At 68.3% G+C, this 14,509-nt stretch carries 17 protein-coding genes; 7 read left to right on the top strand and 10 right to left on the bottom strand.

The window, feature by feature from the left end; genetic code table 11:
• Positions 1–72: 72 nt before the first annotated feature.
• From H181DRAFT_RS26250 to H181DRAFT_RS26240, 3 genes are all read left to right on the top strand, one after another.
• Complete coding sequence (locus tag H181DRAFT_RS26250; protein WP_254666981.1) at positions 73–744, top strand: hypothetical protein; 672 nt, start codon at positions 73–75, stop codon at positions 742–744.
• On the top strand, positions 741–1,988 hold the full coding sequence (locus tag H181DRAFT_RS26245; protein WP_074468058.1) for a S8 family peptidase: 1,248 nt from the start codon (positions 741–743) through the stop codon (positions 1,986–1,988). Before H181DRAFT_RS26250 ends, H181DRAFT_RS26245 begins: the two co-directional genes overlap by 4 nt.
• 72 nt (positions 1,989–2,060) lie before the next feature.
• Positions 2,061–2,792: a hypothetical protein gene (locus H181DRAFT_RS26240; protein ID WP_052708748.1), complete on the top strand. Its 732-nt coding sequence runs from the start codon at positions 2,061–2,063 to the stop codon at positions 2,790–2,792.
• Positions 2,793–2,952: 160 nt separating this feature from the next.
• Here the strand turns inward: H181DRAFT_RS26240 and H181DRAFT_RS26235 are convergent, their stop codons facing one another.
• Both H181DRAFT_RS26235 and H181DRAFT_RS26230 read right to left on the bottom strand, forming a co-directional pair.
• Positions 2,953–3,144 carry a DUF397 domain-containing protein gene (locus tag H181DRAFT_RS26235; protein ID WP_074468057.1) on the bottom strand — a complete coding sequence of 64 codons (192 nt, stop codon included), beginning with the start codon at positions 3,142–3,144 and terminating at the stop codon, positions 2,953–2,955.
• Positions 3,129–3,956, bottom strand: a complete 828-nt coding sequence (locus H181DRAFT_RS26230) for a helix-turn-helix domain-containing protein (RefSeq protein ID WP_045866936.1) — start codon at positions 3,954–3,956, stop codon at positions 3,129–3,131. Before H181DRAFT_RS26230 ends, H181DRAFT_RS26235 begins: the two co-directional genes overlap by 16 nt.
• Positions 3,957–4,043: 87 nt before the next feature.
• Between H181DRAFT_RS26230 and H181DRAFT_RS26225 the strand changes: the two genes are divergently transcribed.
• A complete protein-coding gene (locus tag H181DRAFT_RS26225; protein WP_045866935.1) occupies positions 4,044–4,403 on the top strand; it encodes a hypothetical protein in 360 nt (119 codons plus the stop codon).
• A gap of 102 nt (positions 4,404–4,505) precedes the next feature.
• Here the strand turns inward: H181DRAFT_RS26225 and H181DRAFT_RS26220 are convergent, their stop codons facing one another.
• From H181DRAFT_RS26220 to H181DRAFT_RS26195, 6 genes are all read right to left on the bottom strand, one after another.
• The gene (locus tag H181DRAFT_RS26220) at positions 4,506–5,654 is read right to left on the bottom strand and encodes a DUF819 family protein (RefSeq protein WP_045866934.1); all 1,149 of its coding nucleotides are present in this window, start codon (positions 5,652–5,654) and stop codon (positions 4,506–4,508) included.
• A 272-nt stretch (positions 5,655–5,926) separates the two neighbouring features.
• Positions 5,927–6,385, bottom strand: coding sequence for an NUDIX domain-containing protein (locus H181DRAFT_RS26215; protein WP_045866933.1), 459 nt, complete (start codon positions 6,383–6,385; stop codon positions 5,927–5,929).
• Between the two features lie 184 nt (positions 6,386–6,569).
• Positions 6,570–7,730: a hypothetical protein gene (locus tag H181DRAFT_RS26210; RefSeq protein WP_045866932.1), complete on the bottom strand. Its 1,161-nt coding sequence runs from the start codon at positions 7,728–7,730 to the stop codon at positions 6,570–6,572.
• Entirely contained in the window at positions 7,727–8,449 is a 723-nt protein-coding gene (locus H181DRAFT_RS26205) for a hypothetical protein (RefSeq protein ID WP_045866931.1), read from the bottom strand. Before H181DRAFT_RS26205 ends, H181DRAFT_RS26210 begins: the two co-directional genes overlap by 4 nt.
• A 67-nt stretch (positions 8,450–8,516) precedes the next feature.
• A complete protein-coding gene (locus tag H181DRAFT_RS26200; RefSeq protein ID WP_045866930.1) occupies positions 8,517–9,665 on the bottom strand; it encodes a putative T7SS-secreted protein in 1,149 nt (382 codons plus the stop codon).
• 27 nt (positions 9,666–9,692) lie between these two features.
• The gene (locus tag H181DRAFT_RS26195) at positions 9,693–9,983 is read right to left on the bottom strand and encodes a hypothetical protein (RefSeq protein ID WP_045866929.1); all 291 of its coding nucleotides are present in this window, start codon (positions 9,981–9,983) and stop codon (positions 9,693–9,695) included.
• A gap of 377 nt (positions 9,984–10,360) precedes the next feature.
• Here H181DRAFT_RS26195 and H181DRAFT_RS26190 point away from each other — a divergent pair, with 377 nt between their 5' ends.
• A complete protein-coding gene (locus tag H181DRAFT_RS26190) occupies positions 10,361–11,095 on the top strand; it encodes a DUF2975 domain-containing protein (RefSeq protein ID WP_052708746.1) in 735 nt (244 codons plus the stop codon).
• Between the two features lie 2 nt (positions 11,096–11,097).
• On the top strand, positions 11,098–11,358 hold the full coding sequence (locus tag H181DRAFT_RS26185; RefSeq protein ID WP_045866928.1) for a helix-turn-helix domain-containing protein: 261 nt from the start codon (positions 11,098–11,100) through the stop codon (positions 11,356–11,358).
• Positions 11,359–11,403: 45 nt separating this feature from the next.
• On the opposite strand, the gene H181DRAFT_RS26180 is transcribed toward H181DRAFT_RS26185, so the two are convergent.
• Positions 11,404–12,273 carry an alpha/beta fold hydrolase gene (locus H181DRAFT_RS26180; protein ID WP_045866927.1) on the bottom strand — a complete coding sequence of 290 codons (870 nt, stop codon included), beginning with the start codon at positions 12,271–12,273 and terminating at the stop codon, positions 11,404–11,406.
• Positions 12,274–12,459: 186 nt separating this feature from the next.
• Here H181DRAFT_RS26180 and H181DRAFT_RS26175 point away from each other — a divergent pair, with 186 nt between their 5' ends.
• Complete coding sequence (locus H181DRAFT_RS26175) at positions 12,460–14,196, top strand: MFS transporter (protein ID WP_254666977.1); 1,737 nt, start codon at positions 12,460–12,462, stop codon at positions 14,194–14,196.
• Here H181DRAFT_RS26175 and H181DRAFT_RS26170 read toward each other — a convergent pair.
• A partial coding sequence (locus tag H181DRAFT_RS26170) for an integrase core domain-containing protein (protein ID WP_045865465.1) occupies positions 14,193–14,509 on the bottom strand: 317 nt, incomplete at its 5' end. The genes H181DRAFT_RS26175 and H181DRAFT_RS26170 overlap by 4 nt on opposite strands.

Below are 14,509 nucleotides of genomic sequence, written 5' to 3'. Positions count from 1 at the left end.
GTTCCACAAGCTAAGAATAGCTCCGGTCGCCGGGTTCTTTGCCTCGTACTTTGCGTCCTCGGTGTGCTCGCCATGCTCGGTGGCGGTGGTATCACTGCGCAGATGATTGCCAACGCGAACCAGGACGTCAGAAACCGATCCGGATACGGTCCTGCCATGTGGCGGAACGTTCCAGCGGAACGGCTTTTCCCCAAGTCGCTAGGCGAAAAGGCCAATTCGACGTCACGTGCAACCGATCCCCGGCATGCGGAGTGGAAACGTGTCGGAATCGCCCAGGAGACGGGTTGTGCCGACGGGCTTAGCGGTTCCTTGGCAGCGGAGGAGAAGCGGCGGGGCTGCAAGGCAGTTCTGCGTGCAACGTACGTGGACCCCACCGGCAACAGCGTCGCAACCGTCGCGCTCATCGTCCTGCCGAAAGGGCCCGAATTGGAGGAGCGGCTAGGTGGCATCTTCGACTCCGGGCGACATGGAGTGAAGACATTCGCCGTCCCTGGGACGTTCGCGGCCAACTGGAAGGACGAGAACCGCAACGGCTCAGGAGGAAATATGGCGGAGGGTCTATATCTCCCCTACGACGTGGCAGTCACAACCGGTGCTGTGGACGGTCGTAAGTCCGGTCGTCTGCCCGAGGAATGGAACTACGGCAACAAGTCCGACAGTAGCCCCTGGCGTGAGGCAGCCAAGGCCCTCACTCAGACCTACTTCTGGTACATCCACGACTTGCTGAACGAGGAGACTTCATGAATAGCTGGCGCATTGGCACGGCCGTGTCCGGTGCCGGTCTCAGTGTGCTGCTGTGCATGATGCCCGTGAGCGCCGCCTACGCCGACACACCGAGGAGCTGGGAGTCACGCGCGCTCGGGCTCTCGTCGGCGCAACGGGTCACGCAGGGTGAGGGCATCAAGGTCGCCGTTCTGGACACCGGTGTGGTGAAGGACCACCCGGCGCTGGCCGGCAAGGTCACCACAGGCGCGGACTTCGTCAAGGATGAGAGTCGCCCGGGCGACCCGGGCTGGGGCGATCACGGCACGGCCATGGCCTCGGACGTGCTCAAGGTCGCGCCGAGGGCCCACATCCTGTCGGTCCGCGCGATCGACGAAAAGGGGCACAGCCCGGCATTGGGGCGCCACACCACTCCCATCACGGAGGGCATCGACTACGCGCTGAAGCACGATGCCGACGTCATCTCTATGTCGATGGGCGGCGACTCGTTCGGGAACAGTTTCGACGAGCGGGAAACCAAGGCGCTGGCCCGGGCATCGCACGCACGCGTGCCCGTGGTCGCCTCGGCGGGCAATGACGCCGAGGTATTGAACGACTCGATCTACCCCGCCGCCTACCCCGGTGTGATCGCCGTCGCCGCTGTGCAGGAGGGTGGCAAACGGGCCGAGTTCTCAACAGTGCGTACATACAACGCGGTTGCGGCTCCCGGCGTCGACATCGTCAGCGCGAAGAACACCGGCGGCTACGAGTTGGTGGATGGCACCTCGCCGGCTGCGGCGCTCACTTCGGGCGTCGTGGCACTCATGCTGGCTGAGAACAAGAAGCTGTCTCCTGCGCAGGTGCGCTCCATACTGGCCAAGACGGCAACACATCCCCCTGGTGGGCCCAATCCCTTGGTCGGACACGGGACGATCAACGCGGCAGCGGCCGTACGATCGGCCGCTCGTCCTCCTGCCGACGGAACTGCCGCGGCGAGTTTCGAGGGCAAGAAGCATTTGGCCAAACCCAATGGTGTTTCGCCGACCCAGCAACCTCCGCTGGACACAGTGGGGCTGACCGTCGGCCTGATTGCTGCGGTTGTCGGATTGGGGATGGTGATCGTCGCGATTCGTATCTTCCGCGTGGGCGGTCGACGTGGTGCTGTCGCTGCCGCGACGGGCCCGGCCGGTGCAGTTGGTTATGTCTACCCGCCCGGCCAGGCACCCGGCTACGGCATCCCCCAGCAACAGCCGACGGCTCGGCCCCAGCAGCCGCCGTACAGCTGACGGACGGACGATCACGGCAGGCGCTTGAAAGCCCTGAAGAGGCGTCCAGGGCAATGAGGGGCGATCGACATCATGAGTGGGACCGTCGCGTTGCGGCGTGCTGAAGTGCCCTCCGAGGAAGCGAAGTCGGGAAAGAAGAAGAACCGTCGCGGCGGGCAGGTGGCATCGGTCGACGACGGCCGAGCCCGGTATGAGGTGGCGGGGGCGCCCTTGGAGTCCGTCGGGCATCGTGTCTATCTCGACCGCGAACTGCCGGACGGCGGAGCGGACGAGTACAAGGCAGCGCGCAAGCGCGGCGTACGCTCTTTCGCGATGTGGGTGGATCCGCAGCGGCGGGACCTGTGGGCTCGCGTCTTCACCGTCTCGGCAGAGGGGGCGAACCCCGTGCGCTACGACGTGTACGGCGGGGCTGGGGAGTTCGTCGGGAGCGCCACGCGGGAGCGGAGTTTCAGCGGCGGGCACATCCGTACACGTTGGTCCGCTGAGCAGGACGGCGGGCCCGCGGCTGTGGGGTACAAGGGTCGCTGGTTCTGGTGGTGTGTGTGGTGGCTGATCTTCCCTGTGCAGTGTGTGCTGGGGGTAGTTGCCCTCGTCGGCGGGAGCGGCGACCTCTTCCGGATGCCCCGGCCGATCGGCTACCGCAGCGGCGGCACCCGGGTACTGGATTACGGGAGCGGGATGGACAACCACTTCCATCTGACGGTGAATTCGGACGACTGGGACCCGCGGATGGTCGCCGCCCTCACGGCACTGCACTGCAGCCATGACGGAATCCTTGGTGAGCCGTGGGACAAGGCCCACTGAGGAAGGGCGTAGATCTGCGGCGGACGGCCCGTCGCCGTCGCCTGCGCGCGGTGCAGTTCCGCACGGTACGACAGCCGCGCGGTACGAACAGCGACGATGGGCGGGCGGGCCGAGTTGCGCCGACCGTCACAGAGGCGGGGGACGCGGGTTCGACGCCCTCTCAGGCTCCCCGCGCTGCGGCGACGTAGCGGACGAAGGTTGCCCATTGGGGTGCCGGGACGCTGAGCACGGGCCCGTGGGCGGACTTGGAGTCGCGGACGTGGATTGCGGCGGGGCTCGCCGCCACCTCGATGCATGCCCCGCCCTCGGTGCCGCTGTAGCTCGACTTGACCCACGTCAGTCGGTTTTCCATAGCTGCTCTGCCACCCTTCTGAGAAACCGCGTCGACTCCTCGGCGCCGAGCGCCTGCATCCGGATCATGCCATGACGCTCATCGATGACTCGGAGCTTTTCACGGTCGCCGTAGAGGTGCCGCATCTCGTGGCTCTCCTCGTAGGCGTAGCGTTCGCCGTCCTCTGTCTCCAGGAGCACGAACGGACCGTTCAAACCTGCGTGCGCCCCGGTGGAGAACGGCAGCACCTGGATCGAGACGTTGCGCAACTGTCCTACGTCGACGAGGTGTTGGACCTGCTCGCGCATCGTCTCCGGTCCGCCGACCAGTGTGCGCAGAGCGGCTTCGTAGATGACGAAGGTGAAGATCGCTGTCGGCTTCTGCGCCAGCTTGTCGCGGCGCTGCAGTCGCGCGGCCAGGCGCTGCTGGATGGTCTCGTCGTCCAACGGCGGGCAGTGCGCCTCGAGTAGAGCGCGTGCGTAGTCCTCGGTCTGCAGCAGACCCGGAACGAACACGTTCTCGTACCAGTGCAGGGTGACGGCGGAAGCCTCCGCCTGCATGAACTCATGGGTACGCGCCGGGTACTTCTCCGGCTCCAAGTAGTCCGTCGCCGCACGGAGTTTGCCGCCTGCCTCGCACATGTCGTCCGCGATCTCCAGTACGCGGCGGGTGGGCCTCCGGCGGCCCTGCTCCATGGACTTGATGGCCTCATGGCTGTATCCGGCCTCGCGGGCGAGGTCGTCGCGGCTGACATCGGTCTGAAGGCGCCACCGTTTGAGCTGGTTGCCGCAGTAGCGCCAGGCGGCGGGCGGTGGTGCGCTGTCGATGGTCATGGTGCTCACCGTTCCCCTGACGGTACGCCACGCTGCGTACCGGAGTCGTCACTCGTGAGCGTAAGGGCCGGTCAGCAGGGTGGGGGCATGAACGAGGAAACTCACCGTGACCACCGTCTGCTTCCCTGGCCGGGAGAGGACGGCAAACCCTGCTACCTCTCCTCCGACGGCGACGGACTCATCGACGCGCTCGCCGACGAGATGGAGCTGATGCAACTGCGCCTCGGAGCCGAACTGCTCGATCACGCGGGTGAGTTGCTGAGCAGGCAGCGCGTCCGGGAGCAGGAACTGCGGTTCCTGGTCCGCCGGCTGGGGGAGGCGTTGCGCGACGCGCTCCGGGTCGCCGAGTCACGCGGGGCTCGTCTGCCCGTCCCGTCGCACCGGAAGGAGCGGGCGAACGGGACGGAGGGCGCCGCCAGTTCACCCTCCGGAGGCGATGAGCAGTGAGGCCCGGCCCCCGGCCGCTCCCCGCACCCGTCGGTGCGGAGAGCGGCGGCACGGCGGTTGTGCGGAGCCGCGGAACGGCGTCCCTCCCCGCCCGCGTCCGGCTCAGAGGGCCGAGAGCAGTTCCACGGTAGTCAGGCCGACGAACGTGCCCATGAAGGCACCCAGGAGCGCGAACAGCACACCCACGGGGACGAGTTGACGGTTGAACGCGCTGGCGACGACCGGCGCGGAGGCCACGCCGCCGATGTTGGCCGTACTGGCGACGGCGAGGCTGAACAGTTCAGCGCGCGCCAGCTTCGCGTACACGACCATGACGACGAGGTGGACGAGCAGAACCACCGCGCCCGCGAGGAGGTACAGCGGAGCCTCGGTCAGCGAGGAGAAGTCCGATCCGGACGCGATGATGCCGATGACGACGTACAGCATCACCGTCGCGATCTCGGACGAACCGGCGGTCCTGCCCAGCGGCGTGGACGCGACAACGAGGCCGAGGACGCTGACGACGAGGATCGCCCACGTCGTCGCGTTGACGACTTCGCCCAGCTCCGGCAGCACACTGCCCGCCCAGCCGGCCGCCGCGGAGAGCGCGAGGCTGAAGCCGACGAGCGTCATGATCGAGGCCAGGTCGATCGGGCGTTCCTCCTGCTCCGCCGTGGCTTGGGCGTCGAGGTGGGTGGTCTCCGCCCGGGTCCAGCGGTTGAACCGCTCGGAGAAGCCGGCGGAGCCGAACATCAGCAGCAGCCACAGGGAGTAGAGAACGGTGTCGACGATGAGCACGTAGCCGAAGATGTTCTCCGGAGCGTGCACGATGCCCTGAACGGCGACCATGTTGGCCGAACCGCCCGTCCAGGACGCGGCCAGCGCACCGAGTGCCTTGCCCGCCTCGGGGTGCAGCGCGCTCTGGAGGGCGAGGTAGGCCACGACGAAGCCCAGCACGATGCTCAGCGCGGTGACGAAGAAGGTCAGCAGCAGCTTCGGGCCCAACTTGACGATCTTGCGCAGGTCGCACTTGAGCAGCAGCAGGAAGATCATGGCGGGGAGCAGGGCGTCCTGAACTGCGGTGCCCGTGCTGTCGATCGACTTCGAGTCGCCGAAGACGCCGACCGTGTTCAGCGCCGCGGCACCGAAGTACAGCAGGACGAAGCCCGGTACGTACTTGAAGACGCGGTAGTCGCGCCGCTGCGTGACGTAGACGATGCCGCCCGCCAGTGCGAGCAGAACGCCGAGGTAATGGAAGCCGTCGGTGATCATATGCGGGCCGTCACCGCCTCGTTCGCGGCGGTGCGGGGCCGCCGGGCGTGTCCGACGGCTACTGGCGCGCGGCCGGTTCCGGCCGGGGTCGGGGCCGGGCCTGGGAAGCGTCTGTAGGAAACCATCGGGGCATTGTGCACGCCATGATCAGCCGCCACGAGGGGTCGTGAGCGGACGATTACGAGGCGGCCGGGACGTTCGCAGTCCGGCGCGTCGTCTGCACGCAACTGCCCTGCCGTTGCGGCCCGTTGCTGTTGTCTTCAGTGCTGTCGTCAGCGCTGTCGTGAAGTGAACAGGGCCAGAGCCGCCGGGAGTTGGGAATGGCAGGGCCGCGGCAGGGCTTCCGGGTCGAACCAGTCGAGGGCGTCGAACTTGTGGGGTTCGCCGATCGAGACCTGCGCCGGATCCACTTCGACGGCGAACACCACTGCCACCCAGTGCGATACGGGGTCACCGCGGAGGACGTTCCGTACGCCGAGCGTCTCGATCACGCGCGGAGGCGCCGAGTACTCCTCGCGCACCTCGCGCGTGACGGCTTCCTCGAACGTCTCACCGTGTTCCAGGGCGCCCGCTCCGGCATCCCACGTTCCGGGCTCGTCGCGGGCACCGGCGCTGCGGCGGGCCAGCAGGACGCGGCCCGCTCCGTCATGGCAGACGAAGACCACGGAGACGGTGGGTGCGGTCAGGGCGCGGTCGCGCGGGGACGGTTGCGAGGGTGACGTCGAACTCATGGCTCCGTACTTCGCTTTGGCGGGATGGGGTGGGGAGACGGTTCCTCGGGCACGGTTCCTTTCCGTCAACACCGGCCGTGTCCCGCATGGTTCGCCGGAGCATGGAGCGCCCGCAACCGCTTTTCGGTGGACGTCACGCCGCGGCAGGCGTCGAGAGGAGCGCCGCAATACCACCAGCGGACCGTCAGCCGAAGTCGTCAGCCACGCCGGTGGCTGAGCGACGGCTGCACCCGGTCGTCACGTCGACGATCAACGAGCCTTCTTCAGGGTCGACGGTGAGCACGACGGAGCAGTCGCGGGGAGCCGTTGAGGCTTCGGGCGTGGAGAAGACGACTTCGCTGCCGGTTGCGGAGCCCTCCTCCAGACCGGCACCGGCCAGCCGGCTGCGGGCCGCAGCGAGCATCTTCTGGAGTTCGTCCCGTGCGAGTCGGATCATCTCCCAGTGGTGCCGTACCGTGCAGCCGGAGGTCAGACCCCCGGAACGGCAGGCCTCACATGTGACGGCTTCCAGGCGGTCTTTCTCCTCGGGCATCGGACCGCGCATGCCGACGGCGCCGAGGACGAGACTGGAATGGTGCCGGACGGTCGTCACCGAGGCCCGATCGAGGGGCGCGGGTTCTGGCCGCGCGGTACTCGCAGCGGGCTCCCGCTGAGCGGGGAGCGCGGCGATGCGTTCCAACTCCCGCTGCTCTGCGAGGTCTTCGTCCGTCGCCCAATCGAGCGTGCCGAGGACGGCGTCGAACATCTCCGTGTACATCTCCCACGCGCTCGGAGACGGCGTATTGAGTTCGAAGACCATCGTCTCGCCTTGCCCTGGCAGCGGCACGTACGTCTGGATGACGCCCTGCAAGAGGGTCTGCGCCTTCCCGTCGGGTGACAGTTCAGGGGGGACGGACACTTCCAGCGTTCCGGTGCGGGTGACGGCGGGAGCGTCGTCCAGAGTGAGCGCGCCCGATCGGATGTCGTCGAAGGGATAGCGGCGCTGCAGAAGGGACTCGATGGCAGCCGCGGCCTCTTCCACGGTTTCTCGCACGGCCTCTTCGGGGGACGGAACGCGGTTGACGAGGACAGTGGCCATGGTCGGCTCACCTTCGTGCTCGACGAAGCACATGCCTGCGTACTCGGCCTCTGCCTCGATGAGCTGGGCCGTCTGCCGCAGCATCATCTGCGCGAAGAAATGCTGTTCGTCGCTGCTGCGGTCGGCCAGCACAGTCGTCGCCAACTCGACGATTTGGTCTACCAGCTCGTCCGGCTCAGTGACGTCCAGCGGAAGCGGATGGAAGAACGAGGGCATGAGCCATCCGACGCGCAGTTCCCGAGGGCTCTCCGTCTCGGGGTGTGTCACTTCTCGGACTCCGGGGCGGGGTAGTTCGGGTTGGAGGGAATGGGCTGGTCGGGCGGAATGACGCCTGGGAAGACCCGGGAGAGTACCGGCATACCTGCAACTGGCTCCGTGAACAGGGTCATCCAACTGCCGTCCGTGAAACCGTATTGCGTTCTCGGCATGACCGGTCGACTGTCGATGGCCCGGGTCCATTCCAGTTGTCTGCGGTCGACGTACCAGCCGACGTCGACTGTATTGGCGAAATACTGCAACCGGCGCGTATCGGGGACATGTAGCAGCAGGAGTTCGTCCCGGGTGACGCAGAGCAAGCTCAGAACACGGGTTTTGGAGCGAGGCTGTGTAGCGATGAGGAGTTCCGCGGCAACGCTATGAGCCGGCCCGAAATAGTAGGCCGACTGATTTGCTGCGTTCTTGGGGTTGTGAGACCCGCGCTCCAGGCTCGCTCGCTCTTTCGCTGCCGAATCGTCAGAATTGAAGGGGGGTTTGCCGCCGAGTGAGTCGAGTGCAATGATGCCGAGGATGAGCATCAAGGCTTTGCGCAACGGCGTGGACCTGACCTTGGGGCTGCTCAACACCCATGGCCTCTTCCGCCAGGGGGTCTTCATGAACCCGGCCATGACCGGCCTGTCGATTCGGAAGAGACCTTGGATCTCCTTCCCTTCCGTCGCCTCCTGCGCAGCTTGGAGCAACTTCTCCGCGCGCTTCACGTCTTGGGCCATCGATGCCGTCCTCAGGGTGCAGGGACAAAGGGTCTGGGAGATGAAGGAAGAGGTATGCGAATCCCCTCTATTTGTTTGCTTCCTTCGACACGCCGAACGCGGTGGCTCCCGATTTGAGCGTCAACTGCGAGTACTGATTCATCTTGGTGATCTGATCTCCGGTCAGCTCCTTGCCGAACCGTTTCGCGATGCCAAGCTCGGCCGGCTGGATCACTTTTCGCTGCAGGAGACCACTGTGCAATCCGGTTTCCAGCGCTTCGCGTCCACTCGTGAGTCTGGCCCCCTTGCCGGCAGTTACCAGCGCTTTAGCCCCAGCAGCTCCGGGCAGCACCGCGAAGGCGTCCAGCCCCATTTTCACCCAGCCGCCCTTCTGTCCGCGCATGCCCTGAAGCGCGTGCCCCGCCATCGCGCCGAGCGCGAAGGCTCCCGCTGCAGCGCCCAGAACTCCTCCGACGGCAGTGCCGACGCCCGGGATGATCTGGCAGGCAAGCGCAGCGGCGCTTAGCCCCGACGAGATGGTGGAGAGGAGGTCGGCGTTCTCGGCCAGCCAGTCGCCGGCGTCGCGGGCGATTTCCTTCAGGCCGTCGCCGACGCGCTCCCAGAAGCCGAAGTCCGGGGGGTGGTTCTCCGATGCCTTGATGATCGCCGCTTCGGCTTCCTGGGCCCGGTCGTTCCAGCGGCCGTATATCTCCTCCGCCTCGCGGATGAGCTTCTTGAGTTTGTCCTGTGCCTGATCGACCTCGGCTCGCTGCTGGTCCAGCTTCTTGGTCAGACGGTCGGCCTCGTCGGCGGGCATCGGACCGAGGGCCAAGAGCCGGTCGCTCTCGCTGTTGTACGCCTTCGCAAGCCGGTCGGCCTCCCGCCGTGCGGTGACCGCCTCGGACTCGAGATTCTCCGCCTTGCGCTGGAACGACGACAACTGGGTGTGCCATGAGCGCAGCGCCTTCGCGCAGTCGCCCATGGAATCGGCGCCCTGCTTCAGGTACTTGGGAAGCTTGCCGAGTTTCTCCGAGAAGCGCTCGGCTGCCTCGCCCTCCCAGGCGCCGCCATTCTTCCCGACGGACTCCAGCAGCTTGTCGAGCTCGTCCAGCTCGGCGCTGACCGCCTTCACGTCCGACGCGAGGTCGTCGATGGCTTCCAGGTCCCCCTTGGCCGGGTTGAACTGCAAGCCGGGCCAGGCGTCGTCGCCCAGGATGAAGAGGCTGCGATACGACATGGCGTTGGTCCCCCTACGGATTGCTGACTACTTCGCGCCGAAGCCCTCGGCGGTGGCCTCTTCACTCTTCTTGTAGGTGTCGATGGTGCTCCGCAGGCGGTCCTTGATGCCCTTCGCGGCGTCCTCGATGCGCTTGATGCCGTCGTCCCATTCGGACTGAAAGGTGTCGCAGGCGTTGTCCAACCCGTTGGTGCCCAGCGTCTTCGGGCCGACGTTCTTGAGGCGTTTGCGTGCCTGCTGCATGCGCTCGTTGCATTCCTCGAGCCTGTCCAGCATGCGCTCGGTCTTAGCGATGTCGATCTGGAAGCCCTTGCTCATGCCTCTCCCCGTGTGAGTTGGGGGCCCAGCCCACTACAACCGGTGTTACACAGTCAACTGACGTTGTGGCGAGGGTGGTTGAGGTATGTGAAGAGGTCGAAGGGGGCCTGCCCGGGAGGAGTTCGCCGAAGTCGCCGGCCGCTCCTCCTCGAGCGGTCCCGCGGAGTGCCGAGTGCCGACAGGGGAGGGTACGCCGGCGACGGTCCCCGCAGTCGGCGCGCGCGTCCCTCAGCCGGGGCCGGCTCCGCAGCCCACCCATATCGCTTGTCGATACCATCGATTAACGATAGGTTTCGTCGCGTGGAACGGGCCTCCTTGCCCGTGTCTGCGTTCCGACCCCGTGCTGCCGTCGCCGCAGCCCGAGCCGAGGACCGCCCATGGGCATCTCCGAGTACATCAGGAGCAGGGAACCCCGCCGCTTCGCAAGTGAACGCCTCGTACGGCGACTTGCCGGTGCGGTGCTGTGGCTGGGCGTGATCGCGGGTGTCGCGGGTGTCGCCTACGACGTCAGCGGGATGACGCAGGCGCCTGCCCACGTGAGCGTCCCCGTAGAGGTGCGTACGGTCGAAGGGTTGAGCGTGGAGACGTCGCGGGAGACGCGAGCCGGTTCCCAAGCCCCCTTGGCCGCCCCCGATTCGAAGACCGGCGACGTGATCCGGCTGAACATTGCGGACGCCCCGGAGAGCAGTTGGCTCGAAGCGGGCACCGGGCCGACGGAGTTGCGTTCGTGGGGTTCGACGGTGGCCGAACAGGCCCTGGCGAGAGCGGACTCCGCAGTCCTCGGTCTCTGCGCCTTCGCGGGAGCTCTGCTGCTGCGCAGGCTGCTTCTGTCGATCGCGGAGGGCGACCCCTTCCGCCAGGGCAACGCCGTACGGGTCGCGGGTCTCGCCGTGCTGACGGCGTTCGGCTCGCTCTGCACGGCCGCCGTCCCCGCTCTCGCGTCGGGCCTGGTCCTTGAGCGGCTCGGCCTGGACGGTGCGGACGCGCCGGTCGCGGCCTCCGTCTTCTCCCTCCCTCAAGTCCCCCTGTTCATCGCCCTGTTGCTCCTGGCGCTCGCCGAGGTGTTCCGCAGGGGCACGGAACTCGCCCAGGACGTCGACGGGTTGGTCTGAACATGGCTGTATCCGCGGACCAGCACCGCATCGTGTGTCACCTCGACCGCCTGCTCGCCGATCGGGGCATGACGCTCACCGAGCTGGCGGACCGGGTCGGCGTGACGGTGGTGAACCTGTCAGTGCTCAAGAACGGCCGGGCCAAGGCGATCCGCTTCTCGACGCTGACGGCGATCTGCGACGTCCTGAAGTGCACCCCGGGTGAGGTCCTCGCCGTGCAGCAGCCGGACGGCGTGGCCGGGGACGGTTCCGCTCCCGCATGAGGACGCTGTCCAGATGCATCGCGCTCCTGTACCGGGCGCTCCGCCCTATGACGAGAGGAAGTCCCTGAGCAGCCGCGTCAGGGAGCCCGGGGCGTCGATCCAGGGGTAGTGGCCCGTGCCCTTGAGGGTGTGGAGCCGGGCGTCCGGGAAGGAGTTCGCGACGACCTCGCCCGCGCGCATGCCCGTCACCGCGTCGAGCTCCCCGGTCACCACCAGTACGGGAGCCGCGACTTCGCGCAGCGCGTCCAGGATCGTGTCGCACGCGGCGTCGTCGACGCCCTGCCAGAAGCCCGCCCGCGGAACGGGGTTGAGCTGGTCGCCCTCCTGGGCGGCGTGTTCGCGCTGCGGGGCGTCCCATCGTCCGTACGCCATGGGCGCGGCGCGCAGCAGCAGCCGGCGGATCTCCGGCATGTCGGTGGCTTCCTCCAGGAGCCGCACCGCTTCGTACGCCTCCTCCCACCATGGTCCCTCGGAGGCGCGCGACTCGAAGATCTCCCGTGCGTCGGCGGGGAGTTCGCCCTGCAGGCGGGAGCCGGGGTTGAGGAGTACGAGGTGCGAGAGGCGGCCGGGGTGGGCGGCCGCGTACGTCTGGGCGGTGGCCGCCGCGGCGTCGTGGGCGAGGAGCGCGAACCGTTCGAGGCCCAGGTGTGCGCGCAGCGCTTCGACGTCCTCGGCGAGACGGGGGAAGGCGTACTCGGCCGGGTCGGCCGCGGACGGGGACGCGCCGGTGCCTCGCGAATCGGGGACGATCAGGCGCCGGTACGTGCTCAGGCCGCCCAGGTCGCCCAGGTAGGCGGCGTCGCGCGCCGGTCCGCCGGCGAGGCAGACCAGAGGCGGGCGGTCCCAGCCGGTGGGGGCGTCTCCCAGGACGCGGTAGCTGAGTTCGGCCTCGTCGTACGAGGTGAAGTGCGGCATAGGTGTCAGGGTGCCCCAAAAAGGCGCCCTCCACCGTGACATGCGGCTCCCCTCGGGCGTCGCGGCCGGCGGGACGTGCGGACCGAGCGGCAGGCCGACGGGAGAGACGGCTTAGGACCATCGGCTGACAGGGGAACCCACCCCCGGACACAGGCCGAGGGCCCCGGGACCCCATAGCGTGCCCTCATGGCCATGTACGAGGACGGACCGGGGGAGAGCGGAGAGATCGCCACGGACGGTGGGCGAAGGCCGGACGCCGCGCGGGCGGCCGTCCCGTTGGGCAGCGACACGGGTTCCCGTCCTGACACGCGTTCCCGTCCCGACGAGGGCTCCCGTCCTGGCGGGGGCTCCCGCCCCGACGAGGGCTCCCGCCCCGGCGCGGACGGGGGTGTGCAGCGGCCGCCCGCGGACGGCCGGGCCCCGGCGTCGCCGCCCGGGGAGGCGTCGGTCCTCAGCCGCGGCTACCGCGCGCTGACGCTGGGCATCGTCTCCGTCGTCTTCCTGATCGCCTTCGAGGCGACAGCCGTCGGGACGGCGATGCCCGTGGCGGCCGACGAGCTCGACGGGGTCTCCGCGTACGCCTTCGCCTTCTCGGCGCTGTTCACGACCGCCCTTCTCGGGATGGTCGTCTCCGGTCTGTGGTGCGACAGGCGCGGACCGCTGCCGCCGGTGGCGACGGGCATCGGGGCGTTCGTGGCGGGGCTGGTCCTCTCCGGTACGGCCGTCACGATGTGGATCTTCGTGCTGGGCCGCGCGGTGCAGGGCATCGGGGGCGGGCTGGTGGTCGTGGCGCTGTACGTCACCGTCAGCCGCGCCTATCCGGAACGGCTGCGGCCGCCGGTGATGTCGGCGTTCGCGGCGGCATGGGTCGTACCGGCCGTCGTGGGGCCGCTGATCGCCGGGTCGGTCACGCAGCACATGGGCTGGCGCTGGGTGTTCCTCGGCATCCCGCTGCTGGTGGCGGTCCCGCTGGCCGTGATGATGCCCGCGCTGCGCCGTTCCGCGTCGGGCCCGCCGCCCGGAGCGGACGTGCCCGGGCAGGAACCCGGTTCCGGTACCAGGCCCGGGAAGGGCGCCGGAAACGGAACCGGAGGCGGAGCCGGAACCGGTACCGGAACGGGGGCCGGGGAGCGCGGGCGTCTGAATTACGCGGGGGCGCTGGCCGTGGGCGCGGGGCTGCTGCAGTACGCCGGTCAGGAGCTGAGCCTTCCGGCCGTCGTCCCGGCGCTGGCGGGTACGGCTCTGCTCGTCCCGGCGGCGTTGCGGCTGCTCCCACGGGGCACGTATCGCGCCGCCCGCGGGCTGCCCGCGGTGGTGCTGCTGCGGGGCATCGCCGCGGGCGGGTTCGTCGTCGCGGAGAGCTTCGTGCCGCTGATGCTGGTCAGCCAGCGCGGACTGTCGGTCACGCTGGCGGGCCTGGCGCTGGCGGCGGGCGGTGCGACGTGGGCGCTCGGCTCGTTCACGCAGTCGCGGGCTCGGCTCGGCCCGCACCGGGAGCGGCTGGCCCAGGGCGGAATGGTGCTGGTCACGGGCGGAGTGGCGTACGCGCCCGTCGTACTGCTGGAGACGGTGCCCGTCTGGACGCTCGCTGTCGCGATGGCCGTGGCGTGTTACGGCATGGGCCTGGTCATCGGCGCGACGAGTGTGCTGCTGCTGCAACTGTCGGCACCGGAGACGGTGGGGAAGAACTCCGCGGCGCTGCAGATGTCCGACAGCCTCTCGAACGTGGTGCTGCTCGCCGCCACCGGTGCGGCGTTCGCGGCGTGCGGGGGCGGTTCGGTCAGCGTCGGCGTGCACGGAGCGGAACCCGCCGGGGCCGCGGCGGGCGGGCAGCCGCTGGCGTTCCTCGCCGTGTACGCGGTCTCGGCGGTGGTGTGCGCGGTGGGTGTGGGAGTGGCGGGACGGCTGCGGGGGCCCGCCTAGGTGTACTGACCCGTGAGGTTAGGAACGCGGCTGGCGGGTGGTAGGCCGCCGAGCGCGGTGTGCGCGCGGTGGTGATTGTAGGTGTGCAGCCAGTTGGGGAACGCTTCGCGTCGTTGGCTTTCTGAGTGGTAAGGGCGGGCGTATGCCCACTCTTCCAGCAGGGTGCGGTTGAGGCGTTCGACCTTCCCGTTGGTTTGCGGCCGGTAGGCGCGGGTGCGTTTGTGCGAGATGCCGGCCGCGGCCAGCGTGTTGCGCCAGGCGTAGGACTTGTAGCAAGCGCCGTTGTCGGTGAGGACGCGCTCGACAGTGATCC

The organism is Streptomyces sp. WMMB 714 (genome assembly GCF_900090125.1).
Taxonomy (GTDB): domain Bacteria; phylum Actinomycetota; class Actinomycetes; order Streptomycetales; family Streptomycetaceae; genus Streptomyces; species Streptomyces daqingensis.
This window is presented reverse-complemented; position numbering and strand designations above follow the sequence as displayed.

Coding starts and splice junctions, on each gene's coding strand:
- H181DRAFT_RS26195 (WP_045866929.1), bottom strand. CDS start 9,983: ATGAGCAAGGGCTTCCAGATCGACATCGCTAAGACCGAGCGCATGCTG.
- H181DRAFT_RS26185 (WP_045866928.1), top strand. CDS start 11,098: ATGGCTGTATCCGCGGACCAGCACCGCATCGTGTGTCACCTCGACCGC.
- H181DRAFT_RS26225 (WP_045866935.1), top strand. CDS start 4,044: ATGAACGAGGAAACTCACCGTGACCACCGTCTGCTTCCCTGGCCGGGA.
- H181DRAFT_RS26250 (WP_254666981.1), top strand. CDS start 73: ATGCTCGGTGGCGGTGGTATCACTGCGCAGATGATTGCCAACGCGAAC.
- H181DRAFT_RS26190 (WP_052708746.1), top strand. CDS start 10,361: ATGGGCATCTCCGAGTACATCAGGAGCAGGGAACCCCGCCGCTTCGCA.
- H181DRAFT_RS26240 (WP_052708748.1), top strand. CDS start 2,061: ATGAGTGGGACCGTCGCGTTGCGGCGTGCTGAAGTGCCCTCCGAGGAA.
- H181DRAFT_RS26175 (WP_254666977.1), top strand. CDS start 12,460: ATGGCCATGTACGAGGACGGACCGGGGGAGAGCGGAGAGATCGCCACG.
- H181DRAFT_RS26215 (WP_045866933.1), bottom strand. CDS start 6,385: ATGAGTTCGACGTCACCCTCGCAACCGTCCCCGCGCGACCGCGCCCTG.
- H181DRAFT_RS26230 (WP_045866936.1), bottom strand. CDS start 3,956: ATGACCATCGACAGCGCACCACCGCCCGCCGCCTGGCGCTACTGCGGC.
- H181DRAFT_RS26200 (WP_045866930.1), bottom strand. CDS start 9,665: ATGTCGTATCGCAGCCTCTTCATCCTGGGCGACGACGCCTGGCCCGGC.
- H181DRAFT_RS26245 (WP_074468058.1), top strand. CDS start 741: ATGAATAGCTGGCGCATTGGCACGGCCGTGTCCGGTGCCGGTCTCAGT.
- H181DRAFT_RS26220 (WP_045866934.1), bottom strand. CDS start 5,654: ATGATCACCGACGGCTTCCATTACCTCGGCGTTCTGCTCGCACTGGCG.
- H181DRAFT_RS26180 (WP_045866927.1), bottom strand. CDS start 12,273: ATGCCGCACTTCACCTCGTACGACGAGGCCGAACTCAGCTACCGCGTC.
- H181DRAFT_RS26205 (WP_045866931.1), bottom strand. CDS start 8,449: ATGGCCCAAGACGTGAAGCGCGCGGAGAAGTTGCTCCAAGCTGCGCAG.
- H181DRAFT_RS26235 (WP_074468057.1), bottom strand. CDS start 3,144: ATGGAAAACCGACTGACGTGGGTCAAGTCGAGCTACAGCGGCACCGAG.